This is a genomic window from Serratia nevei (genome assembly GCF_037948395.1).
In the GTDB taxonomy this organism is placed as follows: Bacteria; Pseudomonadota; Gammaproteobacteria; order Enterobacterales; family Enterobacteriaceae; genus Serratia; species Serratia nevei.
Genome location: NZ_CP149940.1, coordinates 2,469,647 through 2,488,909, shown reverse-complemented (window position 1 = coordinate 2,488,909; position 19,263 = coordinate 2,469,647). Strand labels below are relative to the sequence as shown.

Annotated in this window: 18 protein-coding genes and 1 pseudogene; 6 read left to right on the top strand and 13 right to left on the bottom strand. The window is 59.2% G+C overall.

The window, feature by feature from the left end; genetic code table 11:
- Positions 1-36: 36 nt before the first annotated feature.
- The gene (gene mrdA, locus V8N38_RS12040) at positions 37-1,962 is read right to left on the bottom strand and encodes a penicillin-binding protein 2 (RefSeq protein ID WP_147839981.1); all 1,926 of its coding nucleotides are present in this window, start codon (positions 1,960-1,962) and stop codon (positions 37-39) included.
- Positions 1,963-2,256: 294 nt separating this feature from the next.
- Here mrdA and V8N38_RS12035 point away from each other — a divergent pair, with 294 nt between their 5' ends.
- On the top strand, positions 2,257-2,538 hold the full coding sequence (locus V8N38_RS12035; RefSeq protein WP_033634498.1) for a YjcB family protein: 282 nt from the start codon (positions 2,257-2,259) through the stop codon (positions 2,536-2,538).
- 37 nt (positions 2,539-2,575) lie between these two features.
- Here V8N38_RS12035 and V8N38_RS12030 read toward each other — a convergent pair whose 3' ends face one another.
- On the bottom strand, positions 2,576-3,025 hold the full coding sequence (locus tag V8N38_RS12030) for a MarR family winged helix-turn-helix transcriptional regulator (RefSeq protein WP_147839982.1): 450 nt from the start codon (positions 3,023-3,025) through the stop codon (positions 2,576-2,578).
- Between the two features lie 251 nt (positions 3,026-3,276).
- Here V8N38_RS12030 and V8N38_RS12025 point away from each other — a divergent pair, with 251 nt between their 5' ends.
- Complete coding sequence (locus V8N38_RS12025) at positions 3,277-4,476, top strand: multidrug efflux MFS transporter (RefSeq protein ID WP_147839983.1); 1,200 nt, start codon at positions 3,277-3,279, stop codon at positions 4,474-4,476.
- 171 nt (positions 4,477-4,647) lie between these two features.
- Here V8N38_RS12025 and V8N38_RS12020 read toward each other — a convergent pair whose 3' ends face one another.
- The 4 genes from V8N38_RS12020 to V8N38_RS12005 all read right to left on the bottom strand — a co-directional run bounded on the left by V8N38_RS12020 (position 4,648) and on the right by V8N38_RS12005 (position 7,233).
- Complete coding sequence (locus V8N38_RS12020) at positions 4,648-5,139, bottom strand: ester cyclase (protein WP_060419002.1); 492 nt, start codon at positions 5,137-5,139, stop codon at positions 4,648-4,650.
- 9 nt (positions 5,140-5,148) lie between these two features.
- Positions 5,149-5,601, bottom strand: coding sequence for a MoaF-related domain-containing protein (locus tag V8N38_RS12015; protein WP_204275775.1), 453 nt, complete (start codon positions 5,599-5,601; stop codon positions 5,149-5,151).
- 310 nt (positions 5,602-5,911) lie between these two features.
- Positions 5,912-6,346: a glyoxalase gene (locus V8N38_RS12010; RefSeq protein WP_147839984.1), complete on the bottom strand. Its 435-nt coding sequence runs from the start codon at positions 6,344-6,346 to the stop codon at positions 5,912-5,914.
- A 17-nt stretch (positions 6,347-6,363) separates the two neighbouring features.
- On the bottom strand, positions 6,364-7,233 hold the full coding sequence (locus V8N38_RS12005) for a helix-turn-helix domain-containing protein (protein ID WP_147839985.1): 870 nt from the start codon (positions 7,231-7,233) through the stop codon (positions 6,364-6,366).
- 181 nt (positions 7,234-7,414) lie between these two features.
- Between V8N38_RS12005 and V8N38_RS12000 the strand changes: the two genes are divergently transcribed.
- Positions 7,415-8,332, top strand: a complete 918-nt coding sequence (locus V8N38_RS12000; RefSeq protein ID WP_049199489.1) for a DMT family transporter — start codon at positions 7,415-7,417, stop codon at positions 8,330-8,332.
- A 54-nt stretch (positions 8,333-8,386) separates the two neighbouring features.
- Positions 8,387-9,283, top strand: coding sequence for a PhzF family phenazine biosynthesis protein (locus V8N38_RS11995; RefSeq protein WP_084827830.1), 897 nt, complete (start codon positions 8,387-8,389; stop codon positions 9,281-9,283).
- Between the two features lie 151 nt (positions 9,284-9,434).
- Here the strand turns inward: V8N38_RS11995 and V8N38_RS11990 are convergent, their stop codons facing one another.
- The 7 genes and pseudogenes from V8N38_RS11990 to V8N38_RS11960 form a co-directional block, all read right to left on the bottom strand.
- Positions 9,435-9,821 (bottom strand): hypothetical protein, encoded by a 387-nt coding sequence (locus V8N38_RS11990; RefSeq protein WP_060448641.1) that lies wholly within the window; start codon positions 9,819-9,821, stop codon positions 9,435-9,437.
- A 200-nt stretch (positions 9,822-10,021) separates the two neighbouring features.
- Positions 10,022-10,348, bottom strand: coding sequence for a hypothetical protein (locus V8N38_RS11985; protein WP_227818401.1), 327 nt, complete (start codon positions 10,346-10,348; stop codon positions 10,022-10,024).
- A 231-nt stretch (positions 10,349-10,579) separates the two neighbouring features.
- Positions 10,580-10,933 carry a hypothetical protein gene (locus V8N38_RS11980; protein WP_084827832.1) on the bottom strand — a complete coding sequence of 118 codons (354 nt, stop codon included), beginning with the start codon at positions 10,931-10,933 and terminating at the stop codon, positions 10,580-10,582.
- 1 nt (position 10,934) lies between these two features.
- Positions 10,935-12,158, bottom strand: a pseudogene (locus V8N38_RS11975) (RHS repeat domain-containing protein); the annotation flags it as partial.
- Positions 12,159-12,299: 141 nt separating this feature from the next.
- Positions 12,300-12,617 (bottom strand): hypothetical protein, encoded by a 318-nt coding sequence (locus V8N38_RS11970; RefSeq protein ID WP_060435512.1) that lies wholly within the window; start codon positions 12,615-12,617, stop codon positions 12,300-12,302.
- A 1-nt stretch (position 12,618) separates the two neighbouring features.
- Positions 12,619-16,812, bottom strand: a complete 4,194-nt coding sequence (locus V8N38_RS11965; protein WP_089185949.1) for an RHS repeat-associated core domain-containing protein — start codon at positions 16,810-16,812, stop codon at positions 12,619-12,621.
- 31 nt (positions 16,813-16,843) lie between these two features.
- The gene (locus V8N38_RS11960; protein WP_147839986.1) at positions 16,844-17,275 is read right to left on the bottom strand and encodes a DcrB-related protein; all 432 of its coding nucleotides are present in this window, start codon (positions 17,273-17,275) and stop codon (positions 16,844-16,846) included.
- Between the two features lie 234 nt (positions 17,276-17,509).
- Here V8N38_RS11960 and V8N38_RS11955 point away from each other — a divergent pair, with 234 nt between their 5' ends.
- Positions 17,510-18,511, top strand: coding sequence for an alpha/beta fold hydrolase (locus V8N38_RS11955; protein ID WP_089185948.1), 1,002 nt, complete (start codon positions 17,510-17,512; stop codon positions 18,509-18,511).
- Between the two features lie 69 nt (positions 18,512-18,580).
- Positions 18,581-19,231, top strand: a complete 651-nt coding sequence (locus tag V8N38_RS11950; protein WP_084827834.1) for a dihydrofolate reductase family protein — start codon at positions 18,581-18,583, stop codon at positions 19,229-19,231.
- The last annotated feature ends 32 nt before the right edge of the window (positions 19,232-19,263 follow it).

The following is a 19,263-nucleotide window of genomic DNA, read 5'->3' as shown; positions in this document are numbered from 1 at the left end:
AGATTGCAGTTTGTAAGAAAGTAAAAACAAACCGCATCACCGCTGCACATCCGCACTGTCGTTTAACTGCGGTTTACTTTGCGCCGGATCGCCGGGCTGCGGCGCGCTGGCCGGGTCAAAAATATGGTCGAGGATCGCGCGGGCGGTCGGCCCCGCCACCACGCCGTCGCCGCCGCCGTTTTCCAGGATCAGCGCCATCGCCACCCGGGGGTTTTTGTAAGGCGCGAACAGTGTATAGAAGATGTGATCGCGCAGCCGCACCGGGATCATTTTGGCGTTGTAAGTCTGGTTTTGCTTCAGGCTGAACACCTGCGAGGTGCCGGATTTGGCGGCGATCTGGTATGGCGCGGTGTGGAACAGCTTGTAACCGGTGCCGTTCGGCAAGTTGGCCATGCCGTACATGCCGTTGCGTACGATGCCCCAGTAAGGCGAGTGGGGATCGCCGATCTGCGCCGCTTGCGCCGGCGGCTGGTAGCGCGTCACCCGGTTGCCCTGCTGCAACGAATACAGCAGGTGCGGCGTTTTCACCTGGCCGTTGTTGATCAGCGTGGTCAGCGCTTTTACCATCTGGATCGGCGTCGCCACCCAATACCCCTGGCCGATGCCCACCGAAACCGTATCCCCCTGATACCAGCCCTTTTTGTGCACCTTCAGCTTCCAGTCGCGGCTCGGCAGCACGCCGCGGTACTCTTCGTTCAGATCGATGCCGGTGGACTGGCCGTAGCCGAACTGGCTCAGCCAGTGGTGGATACGGTCGATACCCATCTCATACGCCACCTGATAAAAGAAGGTGTCGGCGGATTCCTCGATCGCTTTGGTGACGTTGAGCATGCCGTGGCCGGTTTTCAGCCAGTCGCGGTAGCGGCGTTCGGTGCCGGGCAGCGTCCAGGTCGGCGCGCCGAAAAAGGTGGTGGTGGGTGTGATCACCCCGGCGAACAGCGCCGAAACGGCCATGTAGGGCTTCACCGTCGACGCCGGCGGGTACAAGCCCTGAGTGACGCGATTGATCAGCGGCAAATCCGGGTTGGTCAGCAAGGTCTTATAGGCCTGATAGCCGATGCCTTTGACGAAAGGATTGGGATCGTAGCTGGGGCTGGAGACCATCGCCAGGATGCCGCCGTCCCGTGGATCTTCCACCACCACCGCGGCGCGCTGCCCTTTCAGCACCGATTCGATGTACTGCTGCAGCGGTAAATCCAGCGTCAGGTAGATGTTCTTGCCGGCCTTCGGCGGCTGCTCCTTCAGCAGGCGGATCACCCGCCCGTGGTTATCCACCTCCACCTCCTGATAGCCGGTGGTGCCGTGCAGTTCGGACTCGTAATAGGCCTCGATGCCCTGTTTGCCAATGTTGCGGTCGGCGGCATAGTTCTCGCTCAGCCCGGCCTTGTCCAGGCGTTTGAGATCGTTGTCGTTGATCTTCGACACATAGCCCAGCACGTGCGCCAGCTGGGCGCCGTAAGGATATTCACGCTGTTGATAGGTATCGATCGTCACCCCGTCGAAACGGTATTGATTGACGGCAAAGCGCGCCACCTCGGTGTCGCTCAGCCCGGCTTTGAGCGTCACCGGTTTGTAGCGGCTGTTGTGGTGCATGTCGTCGCGAAACGCGCTGATGTCCTCCGGCGTCAAGTCGACGATCGGCGTCAGCGTCTGCAGCAGCGCCGCCATGTCGCTGATTTTGCTGGGCGTGACCTCGATACGATACAGTGTCACGTTTCGCACCAGCGGAATGCCGTTGCGATCGAAGATCAGCCCGCGGCTGGGGGCGATCGGCAGCATCTTGATGTCGTTCTGGTTGGAACGCGTCTGGTAAAAGCCGTGCTGGCGGATTTGCAACCGGTAGAGATTGACGATCAGCACGCCGAAACAGACCACCACCAGTGCCAGCGCTACGCCGGCCCGGCGGATAAACAGCCTCTCTTCCGCAGAGTGGTCGCGAATTTTTTCTTTTAACAGGGCCATGCGGTGCCGATACCTTTTGCGTCACATTTCCCCGCAAAATCAGGGAACTGAAAAGCCGGCAAGCATAGCGTTATCGGGCGCACCGCCCCATGAAAAGGTTGCTAATGAAATGGCATAACTGTTTCAGCATATTGGAATGTTACCGTCGGCGTTTTTTTCACCGCGCTTCCCATTGAGCCGCCGTTCGCCCCAATGCTACAATGTGATCTTAATCACACTATTCCCGATATTCCCCCGCATTTCCCTGTCGGCGCCCTGCCGGATGCGGCTTTTTGTTACATAGGATCGAGTTCGATGAGTACCATTGCCACCGGTTTAGTCATGATGCGCTGGGAGTTGCTGAGCGCCGTGATGATGTTCTTCGCCAGCCAGTTAAACGTCGTTTGCCGTAAGACCAGCCGTAACGGCATGGCGTTCATGTTCAGCAGCCTGGGCCTGTTTACCGCCTGCTGGTTCGTGATGGGCCTGATGGGCATCCACCTTACCCTGGAAGCCTTCACCCAATTCTGGTCTTCGGCCTGGGATCGCTACGTGGACGTGGTCAGCACCATGCCGGTCGATTGGCCGATGCCGTAATCTCGCCGCAGGGGCGGCGCACCGGCCGCCCCGCCGATTATTCCGTTTCCGTTGACGGCGCCGCCGCCAGCCGCGCCATCAAGGCCCCTGCCTCAATCAACAGCGCCTGCTCCCGCTCCGTTAAACAGCTCTCCATCGCCGCCAGCAGCCACGCCTCGCGCCGGCTGCGGCTTTGCTGCAGCAGGCCCAGCCCGGCGGGCGTCAGGCACACCCGCACCCGGCGTTTGTCTTCGGCGTCCGGCGTGCGCACCAGCAAGCCATCGGCCTCCAGCTCACGCAAGGCGGCCGCCAGGTTAGAGGAACGCATGCGCTCCGATTCCGCCAGCAGCGACGGCGTCGCCTCGCCGCCGTGGCGATCGATAGCCCCCAACAGCATCAGCTGGGCCCAGGATTTTTCGTCGCTGCGCGATTCGCGCCGTAAACGGCGCACCAGCGACATTAACTGCGTGCGCAGCAGCGTCACGTCTTCAGGATGATCTTTCTTCATTGGCATCAATCTAGCGTTCAGTTTATCCCTGCTTTCACACCGCCGGATCGCGCGGTGCCCTTCCTGGCTACCGCGCCGCTCTGGCTTAACCTAGTTACCTATGATAATATAGCTATTAATATATAGCAAAAAAGACACTGCATCGGCAGGGTTACGTTTGCTCACGCATTTGCCCCTCGCCGATTAATTTGCAGTGTTATTATTATTTTGCTTAATAAATCCCTCCTTATTCAACGTGGTACGGTAAGCCGATGGAAGCGTGGAAAGTCAATCTGATCTCGGTCTGGCTCGGGTGTTTCTTCACCGGGCTGGCGATGAGCCAAATCCTCCCTTTTCTGCCGCTGTACGTCGAACAGCTCGGCGTCAGCGATCACCAATCCCTCAGCCTGTGGTCCGGGCTGGTGTTCAGCGGCACCTTTTTGGTCTCGGCGGTAGTCTCACCGCTGTGGGGCAGCCTGGCCGACCGCAAAGGCCGCAAGCTGATGCTGCTGCGCGCTTCGCTGGGCATGGCGATCGTCATCGCGCTGCAGGGGCTGGCCACCAACGTCTGGCAGCTGTTCGCGCTGCGCGCCCTGATGGGGCTGACGTCCGGCTATATTCCCAACGCCATGGCGCTGGTCGCCTCGCAGGCGCCGCGCGATAAAAGCGGCTGGGCGCTGGGCACGCTCTCTACCGGGCAGATCTCCGGCGTGATCGCCGGGCCGCTCTTGGGCGGGCTGATGGCCGATCATCTGGGGCTGCGGGTGGTATTTTTCGTCACCGCCGGGCTGATGTTCGTCAGCTTCCTGGTGACGCTGTTCCTGATTAAAGAGCGGCGCATCACGGTGAAAAAAGCGGATCAGCTGAGCGGCAAGGCGGTATTCCGTTCGCTGCCCTATCCGACGCTGATCGTCACGCTGTTCGTTTGTACCCTGATGATCCAGCTGGCCAACTCGTCCATCAGCCCGATCCTGACGCTGTTCATCCGCGAGCTGTCCGGCGACGTCAGCAATATTGCCTTTGTCAGCGGCATGATCGCCGCCGTGCCCGGCATTGCGGCGCTGATCTCGGCACCGCGCCTCGGGCGCCTCGGCGATCGCATCGGCACCGCTCGCATCCTGATCGCCGCGCTGCTGTTCACCACCGGGCTGTTCGCCGTGATGGCCTGGGTCAATACGCCGCTGCAGCTGGGCCTTCTGCGCTTCCTGCTCGGCTTCGCCGACGGCGCGCTGATGCCGGCGGTGCAGGCGCTGCTGCTGAGGTATTCCTCCGATCAGGTGACCGGGCGCATCTTCGGCTATAACCAATCCTTTATGTACCTGGGCAACGTGGTTGGCCCGCTGCTGGGTTCGGGCATTTCGGCGATGATGGGGTTCCGCTGGGTGTTCGCGGTGACGGCGGTGTTGGTGCTTTGCAATGCGCTGCAGCTGCGCCATCAGTTCAAAAAAGTGGAGAGTCAACGCGCGGGATAACGGGAAATGCGGGGAAACGCCTCAAGCAGTGGTGGGACAATGACGCCCATCAACCGTGCCACCACTGCCAAAGGCGGCCGTAGCCTACTCGACGCGGCGGTCATTTAATATTTATGTAAGTAAATAAAGTGTTGCGGGCGTGTTGAGGGCCGCCGCAGCGGCCCTTGCGGATCAGAACATGGTATTGTCGTTGGCCGATTTTTCCGGCACATCCTGATTGACGTCCCAATGCTCGGTGATTTTCCCCTGATCGTTCACCCGATAAATATCCACGCTGGCGGTGCCGCGATCCTGCGGGTTATTTTGGTATTTGACGTGAACATAGACCAGATCGCCGTTGACCGCACTGCGGTATATTTTGGCGCTGTACTGCGGATTGTCCTTAAAGGTCTGGCTGAAAAAATCCAGGAACGGCTTGATGCCGTCGCCGACGAACGGGTTATGCTGCTTGTAGTTTTCCACAATCAGCCTCTGCGCCACGCCGATGTCGTGGCGGTTGAAGAAGCCCGCGTACAGATCTTCCACCACCTTCAGCTTCTGCTGGGCATGATGATAACCGCCTTTGCCGGTCGATTTGTAAGACGCCGCCTGATCCGTTGACAGCGCCGGGTAACTCGCCAGCAAGCCGCCGACGATCGCACAGGTGATCAATGCCTTTTTCATAACTGCTCCTTATTTTCCTGAGTGACCTACGATTTTCAGCTGCCCTTTCAGATGGGTGAAGCTGCCGTCCTTGGCGGCGATGTTGGTGTACACCTCGCCGCGCTCAAAGTCCTCGATATGCGTCACGTTGTCGCCGGACTGAGGTTCGTGCCAATAGACCATATAGACCTTCGGCCGAATCTCCACCGCAGTGTATTGCACGGTATCGGTGATGCCCTGCGACGCCTCGCCGATGCCGGTGAAGGTCATGGTCTTGTCATCGGTAAAATCCAGCTTGAAGGCGAAATCGCCGAAGGTCACCTGCACCACTTTACCGACCGCAATGAACTGCCCGTGTTTTTCCGTCATCGTTGCCGCCTTACTGTTAGTCAGGGAGGGTTGCGCCGCCGTAGCGGCGGGCAATGCCAGGGGGAAAGTCAGGGCTATCGCCAGCGCGATGCCCGTTCGCTTCACTGTTTTCATCGTTCCTTCTCCTTTCCGTGGTTGAAAACGAGAATCATTATTATTTCTTAAGGGTTGGCGGAAATATAAGAATAATCTCTATTCCCATCAGGCACCTGGCGGCAAAAAAAGACGGGGGAAAATCGCCGTAAAATGGCATGGCAATAGCGCGTTCTGGCCATTGGTTTTTACGCAATGAACGGAATTTCTGCTTACAGGAAGGGAAACCACTCGGGGATTTGATGGGTCTATAGCGCAGACCGCTTTAAGCTAATGCGTATTTGTTCTTAAGCCGCTCACCGCCGGCAGGCGGCGGCGAACGGCGTGGCGTTTACCGCAGCCAGGGCGTATAGGTGACGCCGACCAGCAACCCTTCCGGGCTGAGCAAACGGGTAACGCTCTGCCCCCACGGCTCTTCGCGGTTGGCGACCAACAGCCGATAACCGCGATCGACCAGCCCCTGGGTGGCGGCCGCCATGTCGGCCACGTCGAACTCGATCCACGCCTGCGGCACCGCGAGATCCGCCGGCCAGCGATCGTCGCCAAAGCAGGACTGCGCCGCCTGCGCCAGCGGCCACAGGGCGAAATGCTTCACCCCGTCCAGCGCGCCCTGCTCCGACAGCAGATAGGTTTCGTTGCCCGGCATCGGCTTGAGCGGCAGCCCCAGCGCCTCGACATAAAACGCCTTGCTCTCGTCGTTCTCACGCGTGATGGGCCCGAATCCGGCGGCAAACAACACGCCCAGCCCGGCAAACTGTTGATCCATGCTGCACTCCCTTTCGGTTAGCGCCCCAGCCGCACCTGCAGCGGAGCAAATCCATAGGCCGCCTTGAAGCGGTTGCTGAAATGGCTGGCGGAATTGAAGCCGCACGCCAGCGCGATCTCGGTGATCGGCTGTTGGCTGTGCCGCAGCAGCCGTTCCGCGCGTTGCAGCCGTGCGCGCATCACAAACTGGTGCGGCGCCAGCCCGGTGGCGTGCTTGAACATGCGGGCGAAATGGTATTCGCTCAACCCGGCCTGCGCCGCCAGATCCGCCAACAGCAAAGGCCGTTCAAGGTGGTTTTCGATATATTCCCGCACCCGCCTGGCCACCGCAGGCGCCAGGCCGCCGCGCGCCGGCGGCAGCTTCCACTGCAGCTGGCTGTAACGCTGGATCAGATGCGACATCAGCAGGTTAGACGCGCTGCTGAGCGCCAGCAGGTTGGCGCTGTCCCGCCAGTCGCAGTTGAGCAAAAACTGGCGATACAGCAGCGTGATCTGCGGATCTTCGCCGAAGCTGCGCGGCTCTACGTTGATCGCCGCCGGGCTGCGATCCCAGGTCTGCTCCGCCAGCTGCCGCAGATGCCCGTCGGTGCAATACAGATGCACGAACGACAGATCGCTGCGCACATCCCAGGTGGAGGCGTATTGGCGCGGCATGATGCAGAACCGATCCGGCCCGCCGCCGTTGCGCCAGCCGCCCGGCACCTGCTGATAGCACTCATAGCCGTCGGCGACGTACAGGCTCAGGGTATGGTGGTCGGCGCTTTCCTGCGTGACGCGATCGTTGCAGTTGGACCAGGCGGCCAGCTCCACGCCGGTGCCCAGCAGCACGCTGCCGTGCAGCCGCGCCTTGTGCTCACGCAGTGTTTCAAACGCCTGATAGTTGGACATCGCCGGCCCCGTTGTTCGACATGCCGACAGTGTAAAGAGTGGCGCCGCCGCATACCAGCCGCCGCCCCGCGCTTTTGGCAAAAAAAGCGCAAGAATATGCAACTGAGCGCAAAGCGCTGCAAGCGCCGCCGCGCGCCAAAGCGGATACTGCGCCATCGGTTTTTTCGGAGTAACAAATAGAATGAATGCGCTGTTGTACCTCGCCGTGGTGCTGATTTGGGGCACCACCTGGATTGCGATCACCCTGCAACAGGAAGGGCCGGTGGCCATTCCCGTCTCGATCGCTTACCGCTTCGCCATTTCCGCCGCGGTGATGTTCGCCGTGCTGCTGCTAACGCGCCGCCTGCGCCGCCTCGCTCCGCGCGATCATCTGTTCTGCGTGCTGCAGGGCTGCTGCGTGTTCGGCTTCAACTTCTTCTGCTTCTACCATGCGGCGGCCTACATCAGCAGCGGGCTGGAATCGGTGATCTTCTCGATGGCGGTACTGTTCAACGCCCTCAACAGCCTGCTGTTTTTCCGCCAGCGCCCCAGCCCCAACCTGCTGCCGGCGGCGCTGCTGGGGTTGACCGGCATCGTGGCGCTGTTTTGGCAAGATCTGGCCGCCACCCGCATGGCGCCGGAGCTGCTCAAAGGCATCGGCCTGAGCGCGCTCGGCACCTACGGCTTCTCGCTGGGCAACATGATCAGCACGCGCCATCAGCGCCGCGGGCTGGATATCTTTTCCACCAACACCTACGCCATGACCTACGGCGCGCTGTTGATGGCGCTGATCGCCTTGGCGCAGGGCGCCTCGTTCCAGATGGAACACAGCAGCCGCTATATCGGCTCCCTGCTGTACCTGGCGATTTTCGGATCGGTGATCGCCTTCGCCGCTTACTTCAGCCTGCTCGGCCGCATCGGCGCCGGCGCGGCGGCCTACAGCACCCTGCTGTTCCCGCTGGTGGCGCTGACCATCTCAACGATCTACGAAGGCTATCAGTGGCACTTCAACGCCGTGCTGGGCCTGTGCCTGATCCTGCTGGGCAACCTGGTGATGTTCGCCAAGCCGGGGCTGAAATGGCGACGGGCGGGTATCTCAAAACAAAACTCAACCCTTTGAAGCCATTGGCGAATATCGTTATCATCAGGTTTTGTTGATAACGGATGATGGCAAATGCTCAGAAGTGATGATGTGACACCCCGCGCCTACAAACAGGTGGACGTGTTTACCCGTACGCCGCTGCAGGGCAACCCCGTGGCGGTGGTACTGGAGGCCGAGGGGCTGAGCAGCGCGCAGATGCTGGCATTGGCCCGTTGGACCAACCTTTCGGAAACCACCTTTGTGCTTAAACCGACGCACCCGGTGGCGGATTATAAGGTGCGCATTTTCACCACCGAAAAAGAGCTGCCCTTCGCCGGCCACCCAACGCTGGGCACCGCCCACGCCCTGCTGGAAGCCGGATTGACGCCCAAACGGCCTGGAACGGTGATGCAGGAATGCGGCGTCGGCCTGGTGGCGGTCAATATCCTGCCGGAAGGCACATTGGCGTTCGCCGCACCCGAAGTTGAGTTTCGCCCAATGGCGGCTGAGGAAACAGAACGGCTGATGGCCGCTTTACGGCCCGCGGTGATTGAAGGAGGCCCCCTGCCGGTGATTGCCGAGATGGGCATTCGCTGGCTGATGGTGCGCCTGCCGGACGCACAATCCTGCCTGGCGGTGACGCCGGATCAGGCCACGATTAAACGGTTGCAAACGGCTTGCGATGTGGATGGCGTGGTGATCTATGGCGCCTGCACCACGGCCGAACCGGCCGATTACGAAATACGCGCGTTTATGGTGGAATGCGGTGCCTTGATTGAAGATCCGGTGACCGGCAGCGCCAACGCCTGCCTGGCGCGCTTATTGAAGGCCAACCGCTTTCCCGACGGCGGCCAGACCGCACAGGGCTACCTGGTGCGCCAGGGCACCCAACTGAATCGAGATGGCCGCGTGAGCGTGCGTTTTATTGACGGCGAACCCTGGATCGGCGGGCACTGCCGCACCCTGATTAACGGGACATTGGGTATTTAGTTTGGGGGGAGGAATGATACCGTAATATTAAATGATTTATCAATGTTTATGGATGGATATTTCAAAATTATCAAACCTGCTTTTAGATACTTTTTTACCCTAGACATTTAGAACCGACTGAGAATTACCGGCTCTAACAACATCACTTGTTTTAATCATTAAAAACCAGAGTGTTTATCTCAAGCTGGTGATCTCTTATATAGCCCTCCTCCCATTCATAATAATCATCCGGTGCTGTACGAGTAAAACCCTTCTCAAAATATCTATCACCATGTGACATTACCATACCCCAATAATACTCATCCTCATGACCTAACATACAGGCCTCCATGAAATTCTTGGGTGGGGTTGTAAACATAGGTGTATTGTTAATTATGTAACTTGCTTCCTCTTCACTTTTTCTCCCATAAAAAATAATCACTCCATAAATAATATGGACCCAAGAATAAAAATTTATAGTGACACTTTCATTTTTATTAGATTCATTCAAAAACACCAGTTTGTCAATTAATCTATTATTTTCAAACATATTAATCATTACCCGCCCAGGTTATACACCGTGTCACTTACTTCCAATAACGCACTAATCCGATCAATGTAACGCCAAAAAATATCCGCCGAACAGTCGCCGTTGTCACACCACTCCTGCGACAACCGACGGTGCTGCCACAGGAGGATTATAAACTCTTCGAACTATGTGGTTAGTAAGAGAGAGTATTACTCTCCTATTAAGATACTTTATCTTGGTTTAAATGGATGAAGACATTGTTTAAAGACTTCCCTCATAGTCTCGTCACTCATTTTATTTAAAGAATTATGTTGATATTTATTAATTTTGTTCATTACTGCAATCTCATTGTCCGGGTTTTGTATATCATAAAATTTTCGCTCAAACCCTCCAAGATAATCAATGGCAATCAACTTATCAAAGAAATTATTGATTGCATAACTACCAGCATACTCTAATGACTCAACATCATCACAAGAAAACTTAACATACATGATAAGCTTCTTCAGCGCACTAATTTCAGCCTGAGTAACAATCATGTTTTCACTATCATCCACGACAGCCCCCCCCCCTTACTTCAAGGTCTCTACTTCGTAGTTTTAACACGCTACCGCCCACGCCGTTATTGGTTTAACAGCTAATAGGTTACAGGTACCTACTCGATGGTGTTGAGACATCGAGTAGTCCTGCTTCGTGTGTTCTATCAATCCAAAGGTGTCGCGCAGCGACTGTTGTTGTTACTATGCCTCCTACCACTTCGATCTTTTTCTGCGACTCAAAACGCCCCGTTATTCATACAATATTTTAAAATTACCTGTAACATCGAAAACATGATCATAAGTACTTAACGCAACTCTTTTTTTTCCTGAACTGTATTCTTCCAGCAAATCAAAGCTTGACTCTGAATACCTCTCATAAGGGTAGTCATCAACTTTATAAATAGACATCCTTTCTATTTCACTAAAAAAGAACTCTATTTTCACATCTGCCTCATTCAAAATCTCTGGCTCGCATGCCGATAACGAAAGCAACGCTTTAACTTTAAATGTAAAAGGAGAAAAACTCATTTCATGTTCAGAAATAATCAAGGCATCTCGTCCTAGCATGATCCCATACTTAGTTTTTATTGCTTGTACATTCATTTTAAGCACATCCTCTAGTTCTAATTGACCTGCCTGAATTCTTAGTTGAAAAACGCCTATTAAGATTAATTTTCGACAATTCTTCCTGTGTTGCCCACCTAGAAGGGATTTTGGCTACACCAGCCTCTTTAGCTGCATAAAGACGCCGGTTATCAAGACTAAAGACAGAATCCTTATGTGCACCTTGGGAAATTAACCTTTCTTGTACATTTTCTGGTAAATCACGCATTCTTACTTTTCTAATAGGTTCTACTTGATTGATATATGACGGATCGTTTTTCAATCTATGAATTAACTCATTAACATTCCTGCCATCATCGAAGACAGGATTAATACTGTCTTGTGAGAAAAGAACAGTTTTTGGGCTTACTGGAGATAACCCCAACGGATCCACCCACATCAGCGGGTTCGGCGCATACTGATAAAGGTTCAACCCGCCGCGCAACCCTATCGGATCCTGCGTGGTGAAACGCCCCACCTCGGGTTCGTAGTAGCGGAACAGGTTGTAGTGCAGGCCGCTTTCGTCGTCCTGATATTGCCCGGCGTAGCGCAGCGGCTGCTGATATTGCGCACCCTGCCGCTTCGCCGCGCCGGCCACCGTCTGGCCCTGCAGCTTGCCGAAAGTGTCGTATTGCCCGGACCAGCACAGGTTGCCCGTTGCATCGGTCACTTCCAGCGGCGCGCTGTTCAGATCGGTGTGATACCAGTAAATATCTGCCGAGCGGCTGTCGCCCGCCTGCTCCAGCGCCGCCAGCGGGCTCCAAGGGCTGGCCGGATCGTAGCTCCAGCTGCGGCGGCTGCCGTCGTCGCGCTGCTCCTGCAGCAACCGGTAGCCCTGCCACAGGAAACGGGTCGTCTGTTCGGTTTTGCCCTTGTAGCGCACCGCCTTGCGGCTGCGGCGGCCCAGCGCATCGTAATGATACTGCGCCTCGAATTCGCCCTGCGGGCCGCGGCCGTGCGCCTGCACCAGCCGATTGTCGGCGTCGTAGCGGTAGTGCTGTTCGTACAGGCCGTTGCGCCGGCTGATCAGGTTGCCCCAGGCGTCGTAACGGTAAAACAGTTTTTGCCAGTGCGTCAGCCGGTTATCAGCGATCGGCGCCAGCGGCAGGTGCGCGTCGATGTCGCTCTGCGGGCTGCGTTCGCCCAGCAGGTTATCCGCCAGATCGTACACCAGCCGCACGCCCGGTTTGCCCTGATTGGGTTCTCGGTGTTGCAGCAGGCGGCCTGCCATACAATCTTAACCATTTGATTCTATATGATTTTTAAAGAGCCAAACATTGCCTTTTCACGCTTTAATTAAATTCTAAATTCGTTTGTTTAGCAGGAGGCACCACGCTATTCCTGTAGTGCCTAATTTTCTTTGAGGCTAGTCCCCCGGCTTCTCCCAATAAGGGGTATCCTCTGTAGCTCTCTCTATATCATCCATATCATCATCACCAAGGCTATTATCAAACTTACTGGATAATATCCTTCTAATTTCTGCCAGCCTATGTGTAACTTTATTCTTGTCTATAAATTTAGTTGTTTCGCTCTCATACTCTAACCGCTTATCGTCACTAATAACTGGCTCGCTGTAATAATAATGTGCGATATTACCAAGTGAGATCAATAAATAATTAACCTCCTTGATTATATTAACAGCTTCTTCACCTGTTAGTTTGATTGTTTCATTTTCTTTTAACATCTTACTTCCTTTTTGTGACCGTTGGATTTTTTAAGGGCACATCACCCTTCACAGTAAGCTCTTGGGTATGATAGCGAGGATTAGTAATCCACTCTAATTGTGAGTTGGGAACATCGGTCTCAACATAATCCCTTCCTCTTCCTGGTTTAATTTGATATTTATTTTCAGCCTGAACTTGACTCATTGGTTTTTTATTTGCTGGCTCAACATAAACTCGACCATTATCCTGAGCTTTTATTACGCCACTTTCTTCAATTGCATTTGAGCCTTTACGATTGGTGTAATGGCGAACACGGGTTGTTTCTTCAGTCTTGCAAGGCTTACTACTCAACCCCAACGGATCCACCCACATCAGCGGGTTCGGCGCATACTGATACAGGTTCAACCCGCCTTCCAACCCTATCGGGTCCTGCGTGGTGAAACGCCCCACCTCGGGTTCGTAGTAGCGGAACAGGTTGTAGTGCAGGCCGCTTTCGTCGTCCTGATATTGCCCGGCGTAGCGCAGCGGCTGCTGATATTGCGCGCCCTGCCGCTTCGCCGCGCCGGCCACCGTCTGGCCCTGCAGCTTGCCGAAGGTGTCGTATTGCCCGGACCAGCACAGGTTGCCCGCCGCGTCGGTCACTTCCAGCGGCGCGCTGTTCAGATCGGTGTGATACCAGTAGATATCCGCCGAGCGGCTGTCGCCCGCCTGCTCCAGCGCCGCCAGCGGGCTCCACGGACTGGCCGGATCATAGCTCCAGCTGCGGCGGCTGCCGTCGTCGCGCTGCTCCTGCAGCAACCGGTAGCCCTGCCACAGGAAACGGGTCGTCTGTTCGGTTTTGCCCTTGTAGCGCACCGCCTTGCGGCTGCGGCGGCCCAGCGCGTCGTAATGGTACTGCGCCTCGAACTCGCCCTGCGGGCCGCGGCCGTGCGCCTGCACCAGTCGGTTGTCGGCGTCGTAGCGGTAGTGCTGTTCGTACAGGCCGTTGCGCCGGCTGATCAGGTTGCCCCAGGCGTCGTAACGGTAAAACAGTTTTTGCCAGTGCGTCAGCCGGTTATCGGCGATCGGCGCCAGCGGCAGGTGCGCGTCGATGTCGCTCTGCGGGCTGCGTTCGCCCAGCAGGTTATCCGCCAGATCGTACACCAGCCGCGCGCCCGGTTTGCCCTGATTGGGCTCGCGGTGTTGCAGCAGGCGGCCTTCGGCGTCGTAACCGTAGTGCACTTCGCCGCGCAGCGCGTCGCTCACTCCGGCCAGCTCGCCGCGGCCGGTATAGCGATAAGCGCGCCACAGCACGCCGTCTTCCGGCCGGGTCAGTTTGTCGTGGCCGAAGGCGCTGCTTTGCCAGCTGCGGCGCCCCATGGCGTCGTAACGCCGCTGCTGCTGCAGCGCGCCCTGGCTGCGGCCGGTTTCCCGGTGCAGGCGATCGCGGGTGAATTCGCTCACCACCTGCTGGTTGAATTTGATAGCGCTGGCGTGGCCGGAGCCGTAATACAGCCACCGCAGGCGATCGCCCTGCGGCAGCGTCAGCGCCTGCAGGTTGGCCAGCGCATCCCACTGGTATTGCAGCTCGCCATTCACGCTCTGCTCACCGAGCAGCCGCCCGGCGGCGTCATAGCGCATCTGCACGCTGTCCGGCTCGATGCCCAGCGCCGCGCCGCTCGCCGTCGGCAGGCGGTTCAGCTCGCGCAGCCGCCCCATGGCGTCGAAGCGGTAATGCCATTCCGCGCTGGCGTTGCCGCGCCAGACCAGCTGCCCGGCCTCGTCGAAGCGGAAGCGCTGTTCGCGCTGCGTCAGCTCGCCCGTGCTGCCCGGCAGGCCAACCTCGCGGTGCTCCTCCAGCAGCCCGGCCGCGCCGTAGCGATAATAGTGGCGGGTGTCGTCCGGGCGCTCTTCGGCCAGCACGCGGCCCACCGCATCGTAGCTGAAGCGGTAGTCGCCGCCGTTACCGTTCTCCAGCCGCGTCAGCCAGCCCTGCGGGCTGTAGTGATAGCGCCGGGTGCGGTTGATGCGGTCGGTGATGCTGACCGGCAGCCCCAGGGCGTTGTACTGCCAGCGGGTCAGGCTGCCCAGCGCGTCCTGATGTTCGGCCAGCTGGCCGTGCGCATTCCAGTTAAAGCGCTCTTCGCCGCCGTCCGGGTGGATCAGGGTGTGCAGGCGGCCGCCGTTATCCCACCGGTAATGGGTCTGATGGCCTTCGGCATCGGTCTGTGCCGTCAGTTGCCCCAGCGCATCGTAGGTATAAGCCGTGACGCTGCCGGAACAGTCGGTGTAGCGCGTCAGCTGGCCGCGGGCGTCCCACTCCAGCTTCACCTCCCCGCCCAGCGCGTCGATCACGCCGGCCGGCAGGCTCTCTTCGTCATCCGGATAGCGGTACAGCGTGGCATTGCCCAGGGCATCGACATAGCGCGTCGGGCGCCCCAGCGTGTCCCAATGCTGCGCCTCGCTGCTGCCGTCCGGGTACGCGACGGCGAACAGCCGGCCGCTGTTGCGCGAATATTGATAGCGCGTCACGCGGCCGAGCGGATCGGTCTCCGACAGCAGGCGGCCGTAAGGGTCCCATTCGCTCTGGCGCTGCGCGCCGCCGGGCAGCAGCACGCTGCACAGCTCGCCGCGTTGGTAGATAAAACCGTAGCGGCGCTGGTCGAAATCGGTGTACTGCGCGACGTTGTCGTCGTCATCCAGCCGCCACTCCGCCCGCTTGCCGTCGCCGCGCACCGCGCTGCGGCGCCCGCCGGCGAAGTCATAGCCGAACTCAAGGGATTCCCCGGCGCTGTTGCGGTAGGCCGTCACGCGCGGCACGCCGTCGATCTCTTGCCATTGGTATTCGTTCAGCAACCCGGCGGCGTCCTGGTGGCTGATCATCAGGCCGTCGCGCCAGCCAAAACGGCGCGTTACCTCACCGGCGCGGTTGCTCACCGTCGTCAGTTGGCCCTGCTCATCGTAGCCGTAGCGCGCCAGCGTCCGTTCGCCTTCGGCGGTTTGCAGCGCCACTTCGCGCAGGCGGCCCTGCGCATAGCGGCACATCAGGCGCTGCCCGGCGCTGTCCACCAGTTCGCTCAGCAACCCCTCGTCGTCGTAAAACAGCGAGGTGGCGTTGCCGATGGCGTCGGTGATCATGCTGAGCCGGCTCGGCTGGTCGCCCGCCAGCGGCGGGTAGTGGAAAATCTGTTCGCCGACGTCAAACAGCTGCCAGCTGCCGTCGTCGTTGTGCATCAGCCAGCATTTTTCGGCTTCGCAGTAGGTTTTGTGGCCGCGCGGCACCTGCGGGAAAGCGACGAAGTCGCCGGAAGGGGCGCGCCATACCAGGCCGTCCTGATACGGCTGCAGGCTGCTCTCCCAGAACAGGTTCCAGCCGCGGCCCAGTACGCCGTCGCCGGGGTTGCCGCTGCGCCAATAGCGCTGCCAGGCGACCGGCAGGCGCGAAGGCAGCACGAAATCGAGATCGTCTTCGCCGTCGAGGAATTTCTGGCCGCTGACGATATCCACCGGCCGGGCGATAATGCCGACGGCGGCGGTGGCGGTCATCAAGGTGCCGGCGCGGCAGGCGATGCGCGCCAGCTTGTTGATGCCGGGCAGCTTGCCCAGCAGTTTGCCGAGCGCCCCCAGCTTGCCGGCGGCGCCGCCCACGCCACCCACCAGGCCGGCGAACAGCAGCGTCAGGTCAGAGACCTTGTACAACCAATCCGGCACTTCGGGCTTGATCGGCAAGGTAGTGACGGTGCCGCCGCCGATAAACACGTTGGGCGAGCCTTCCATTACCTGCGCGTCGCAGTTGGTTTTGTCCCCCACACGCGAGGCGGGCTGGCCGTTGATGCTGACCTTGTCGGAACCCTGCGCCATCTGCATGCTCGGGCCGTCGTCGCTGCAGGCCACCTGGCTGTTGGTGGCGAGCGCGGCGGGTTTGCCGTTGATGAAGACGTTGGGGGAGCCGGTGACGATATTGCCTTTGGGGGTCAGGCTACCGGCACCGGCGTCGGCAATGCCGTCGCGCGCCGCGGTGGCCGCCTCCCCGGTGAGATACCCCACCGCCAGGCTGGCGCCGATGAGCAACACGCCAACGCCAATACAGGAAGCCGCCAGGCCGGCGACGAACAGCGCACCCGCCGCCACCGCGCCTGCGGCGGCGATCAGGCCGCCGACAAGGGTGCCGGCAATCATGCCGGCCAGGGCATGGGAATGCCCGATGGTATCGCCGACGCGGGCCGCTTCGGTCATCGTAAGGTCCTTTTACGTGAAGGGTTCATCGTTATGCCGCCCGGTAGCTGCTCAGCACCTGCTGGAGCAGGGCGTCATCTTGCGGCGTCAGCTTACGCGCCATCGCCAGGGTGAACACCAGCACCCGGCCCTCCGCCAGCGCGAACACCGCCTGGTTTTGCCAGATGCGCTTGCCGTCGCGCAGGTAGCTGACGCGCACCCATTCACCGGCGGTTAATCCATCGCCCAGCGTCGCCGGCTCGCGGCTTTTGAACGCCCAGCCTTTCAGCCCCTGCGCCAGCGCATCGAGCTGGCGGGTGACGTAGCCTTCGAGGTTTTCCGCCGGCTGCAGCGCATCGCGGGAAATATTGATTGAGGGGGAAACATCATCGCCGGCCAACAGCACGTTGACGGTGCGATCGGCATAGCCTTCTGGCAAAGCGACGCTGCCTTCGCTGAAAGCGCAGCGGGATAAAGCGGACATGCGAGGATCCTTTTGCATAAATAATGCTTAAGCATCGCATAACTTAGCCTTGAAATAAAACCATCAGGCACCGCCAATGTTGCGCGGCGTGACCGCGTTCACTGTGTGCAAGGCCGTGGCCGGAACCTTGCCCGGAATCGGGCCGTAACATTACAGAATTATCTGAAACCATCGGCGCGCCGACGCCCTGATTATGGCTATACTCGGCTATCGTCCGTTTTTCAGGAGATCAGGATGCTGAGATTCACCCGTAGCGCGCTGCTGTGCGCCACGCTGGCCGCGTTCCCCGCCGCCGCCGAAACGCCGAAGTTCGGCCCGGAGCTGCAGGGTTTTCACTACCCCTACCCGTTGCAGCAGTTCAGCTTCACCTCGCAGGGGCAGCCGTTAAAAATGGGCTATATGGACGTGCCGCCGGAAGGCGCCGCCAACGGCCGCACCGCGCTGTTGCTGCACGGTAAAAACTTCTGCGCCGCCACCTGGCAGGACACCATCAAGGCGCTGAGCAAGGCCGGCTACCGCGTGATCGCGCCGGATCAAATCGGCTTTTGCTCCTCCACAAAACCGGCGCATTACCAGTACAGCTTCCAACAGCTGGCGCAAAATACCCACGGCCTGCTGCAGAACCTGAAAATCAGCCGGGCCATCGTCATCGGCCACTCCACCGGCGGCATGCTGGCCACGCGCTACAGCCTGATGTATCCGCAGGCAGTCGAGCAATTGGTCATGGTCAACCCGATCGGCCTCGAGGACTGGAAGGCCAAAGGCGTGCCGTGGCGCAGCGTCGATCAATGGTTCGAGCGCGAGCTGAACACCACCGCCGAGGGCATCCGCAACTATGAGCAGCGCACCTACTACGGTGGCAACTGGAAGCCGGAGTACGATCGCTGGGTGGATATGCTGGCCGGGCTGAACAACGGGCCGGGCCATCGCCTGGTGGCGTGGAACTCGGCGCTGATCTACGACATGATCTTCACCCAGCCGGTGTATTACGAGTTCAAGGATCTGCAAACCCCCACTACGCTGATGATCGGCACCGCCGACACCACCGCCATCGGCAGCGATATCGCCCCGCCGGCGGTCAAGGCCAGGATCGGCCACTACGCGGAGCTGGGCAAACAGGCGGCGAAGCTGATCCCGCACGCCACGCTGATCGAGTTCGCCGGGCTGGGCCATGCGCCGCAAATGGAAGAACCGGAGCGTTTCCATCAGGCACTGCTCAAGGCGCTGCAGCCCTGAGCGGCCGGTTGGCGTAGCCGCCGCGCGGCGGCTAAACTTTCAGCTGGCACTCAACGGCAGGAGACAGCCATGCGACAGATTATTGCCAGCGCCTTCGTCAGCCTCGACGGCGTGATGCAGGCGCCGGGCGGGCAGGACGAAGATCGCAGCGGCGGCTTTCAATTCGGCGGCTGGACAGCCCCCTACTGGGATGACGCCATTGCGGAAACGATGGGCGATCTTTTCTCCGCGCCGTTCGATCTGCTGCTGGGGCGGCGCACCTACGACATTTTCGCCGGCTACTGGCCGCAGATCACCGACGAGGCCGATCCGTTTTCCGCCGATATCGCCCGCGTGTTCAATCAGGCCACCAAGTACGTCGCCACCCACCACGGCGAGACGCTGGCGTGGCAGAACAGCCAGTGGCTGGGGCGGGACATCATCGCCCGGCTGCGCGAGCTGAAGCGCACCCAGGGGCCGGTGCTGCTGGTGCAGGGCAGCAGCACGCTGATGCAGCAGCTGCTGGCCAACGATCTGGTGGACGAACTGCGCCTGCTCACCTACCCGGTGCTGCTCGGCGGCGGCAAGCGGCTGTTCGATGACAACGCGGCGCCGGCGGCCTTTACGCTGGCCCAATCGGTGGTCTCGCCCGGCGGCGTGATCGTGGCCCACTACCGCCGCGCCGGCGCGGTGGCGACCGGCTCCTTCGTGGCGGAAAGCGCGGCGGCGGCCCAGGCGTAAAAAAAGGGCCGTTCGGCCCTTTTCTCTTTTCC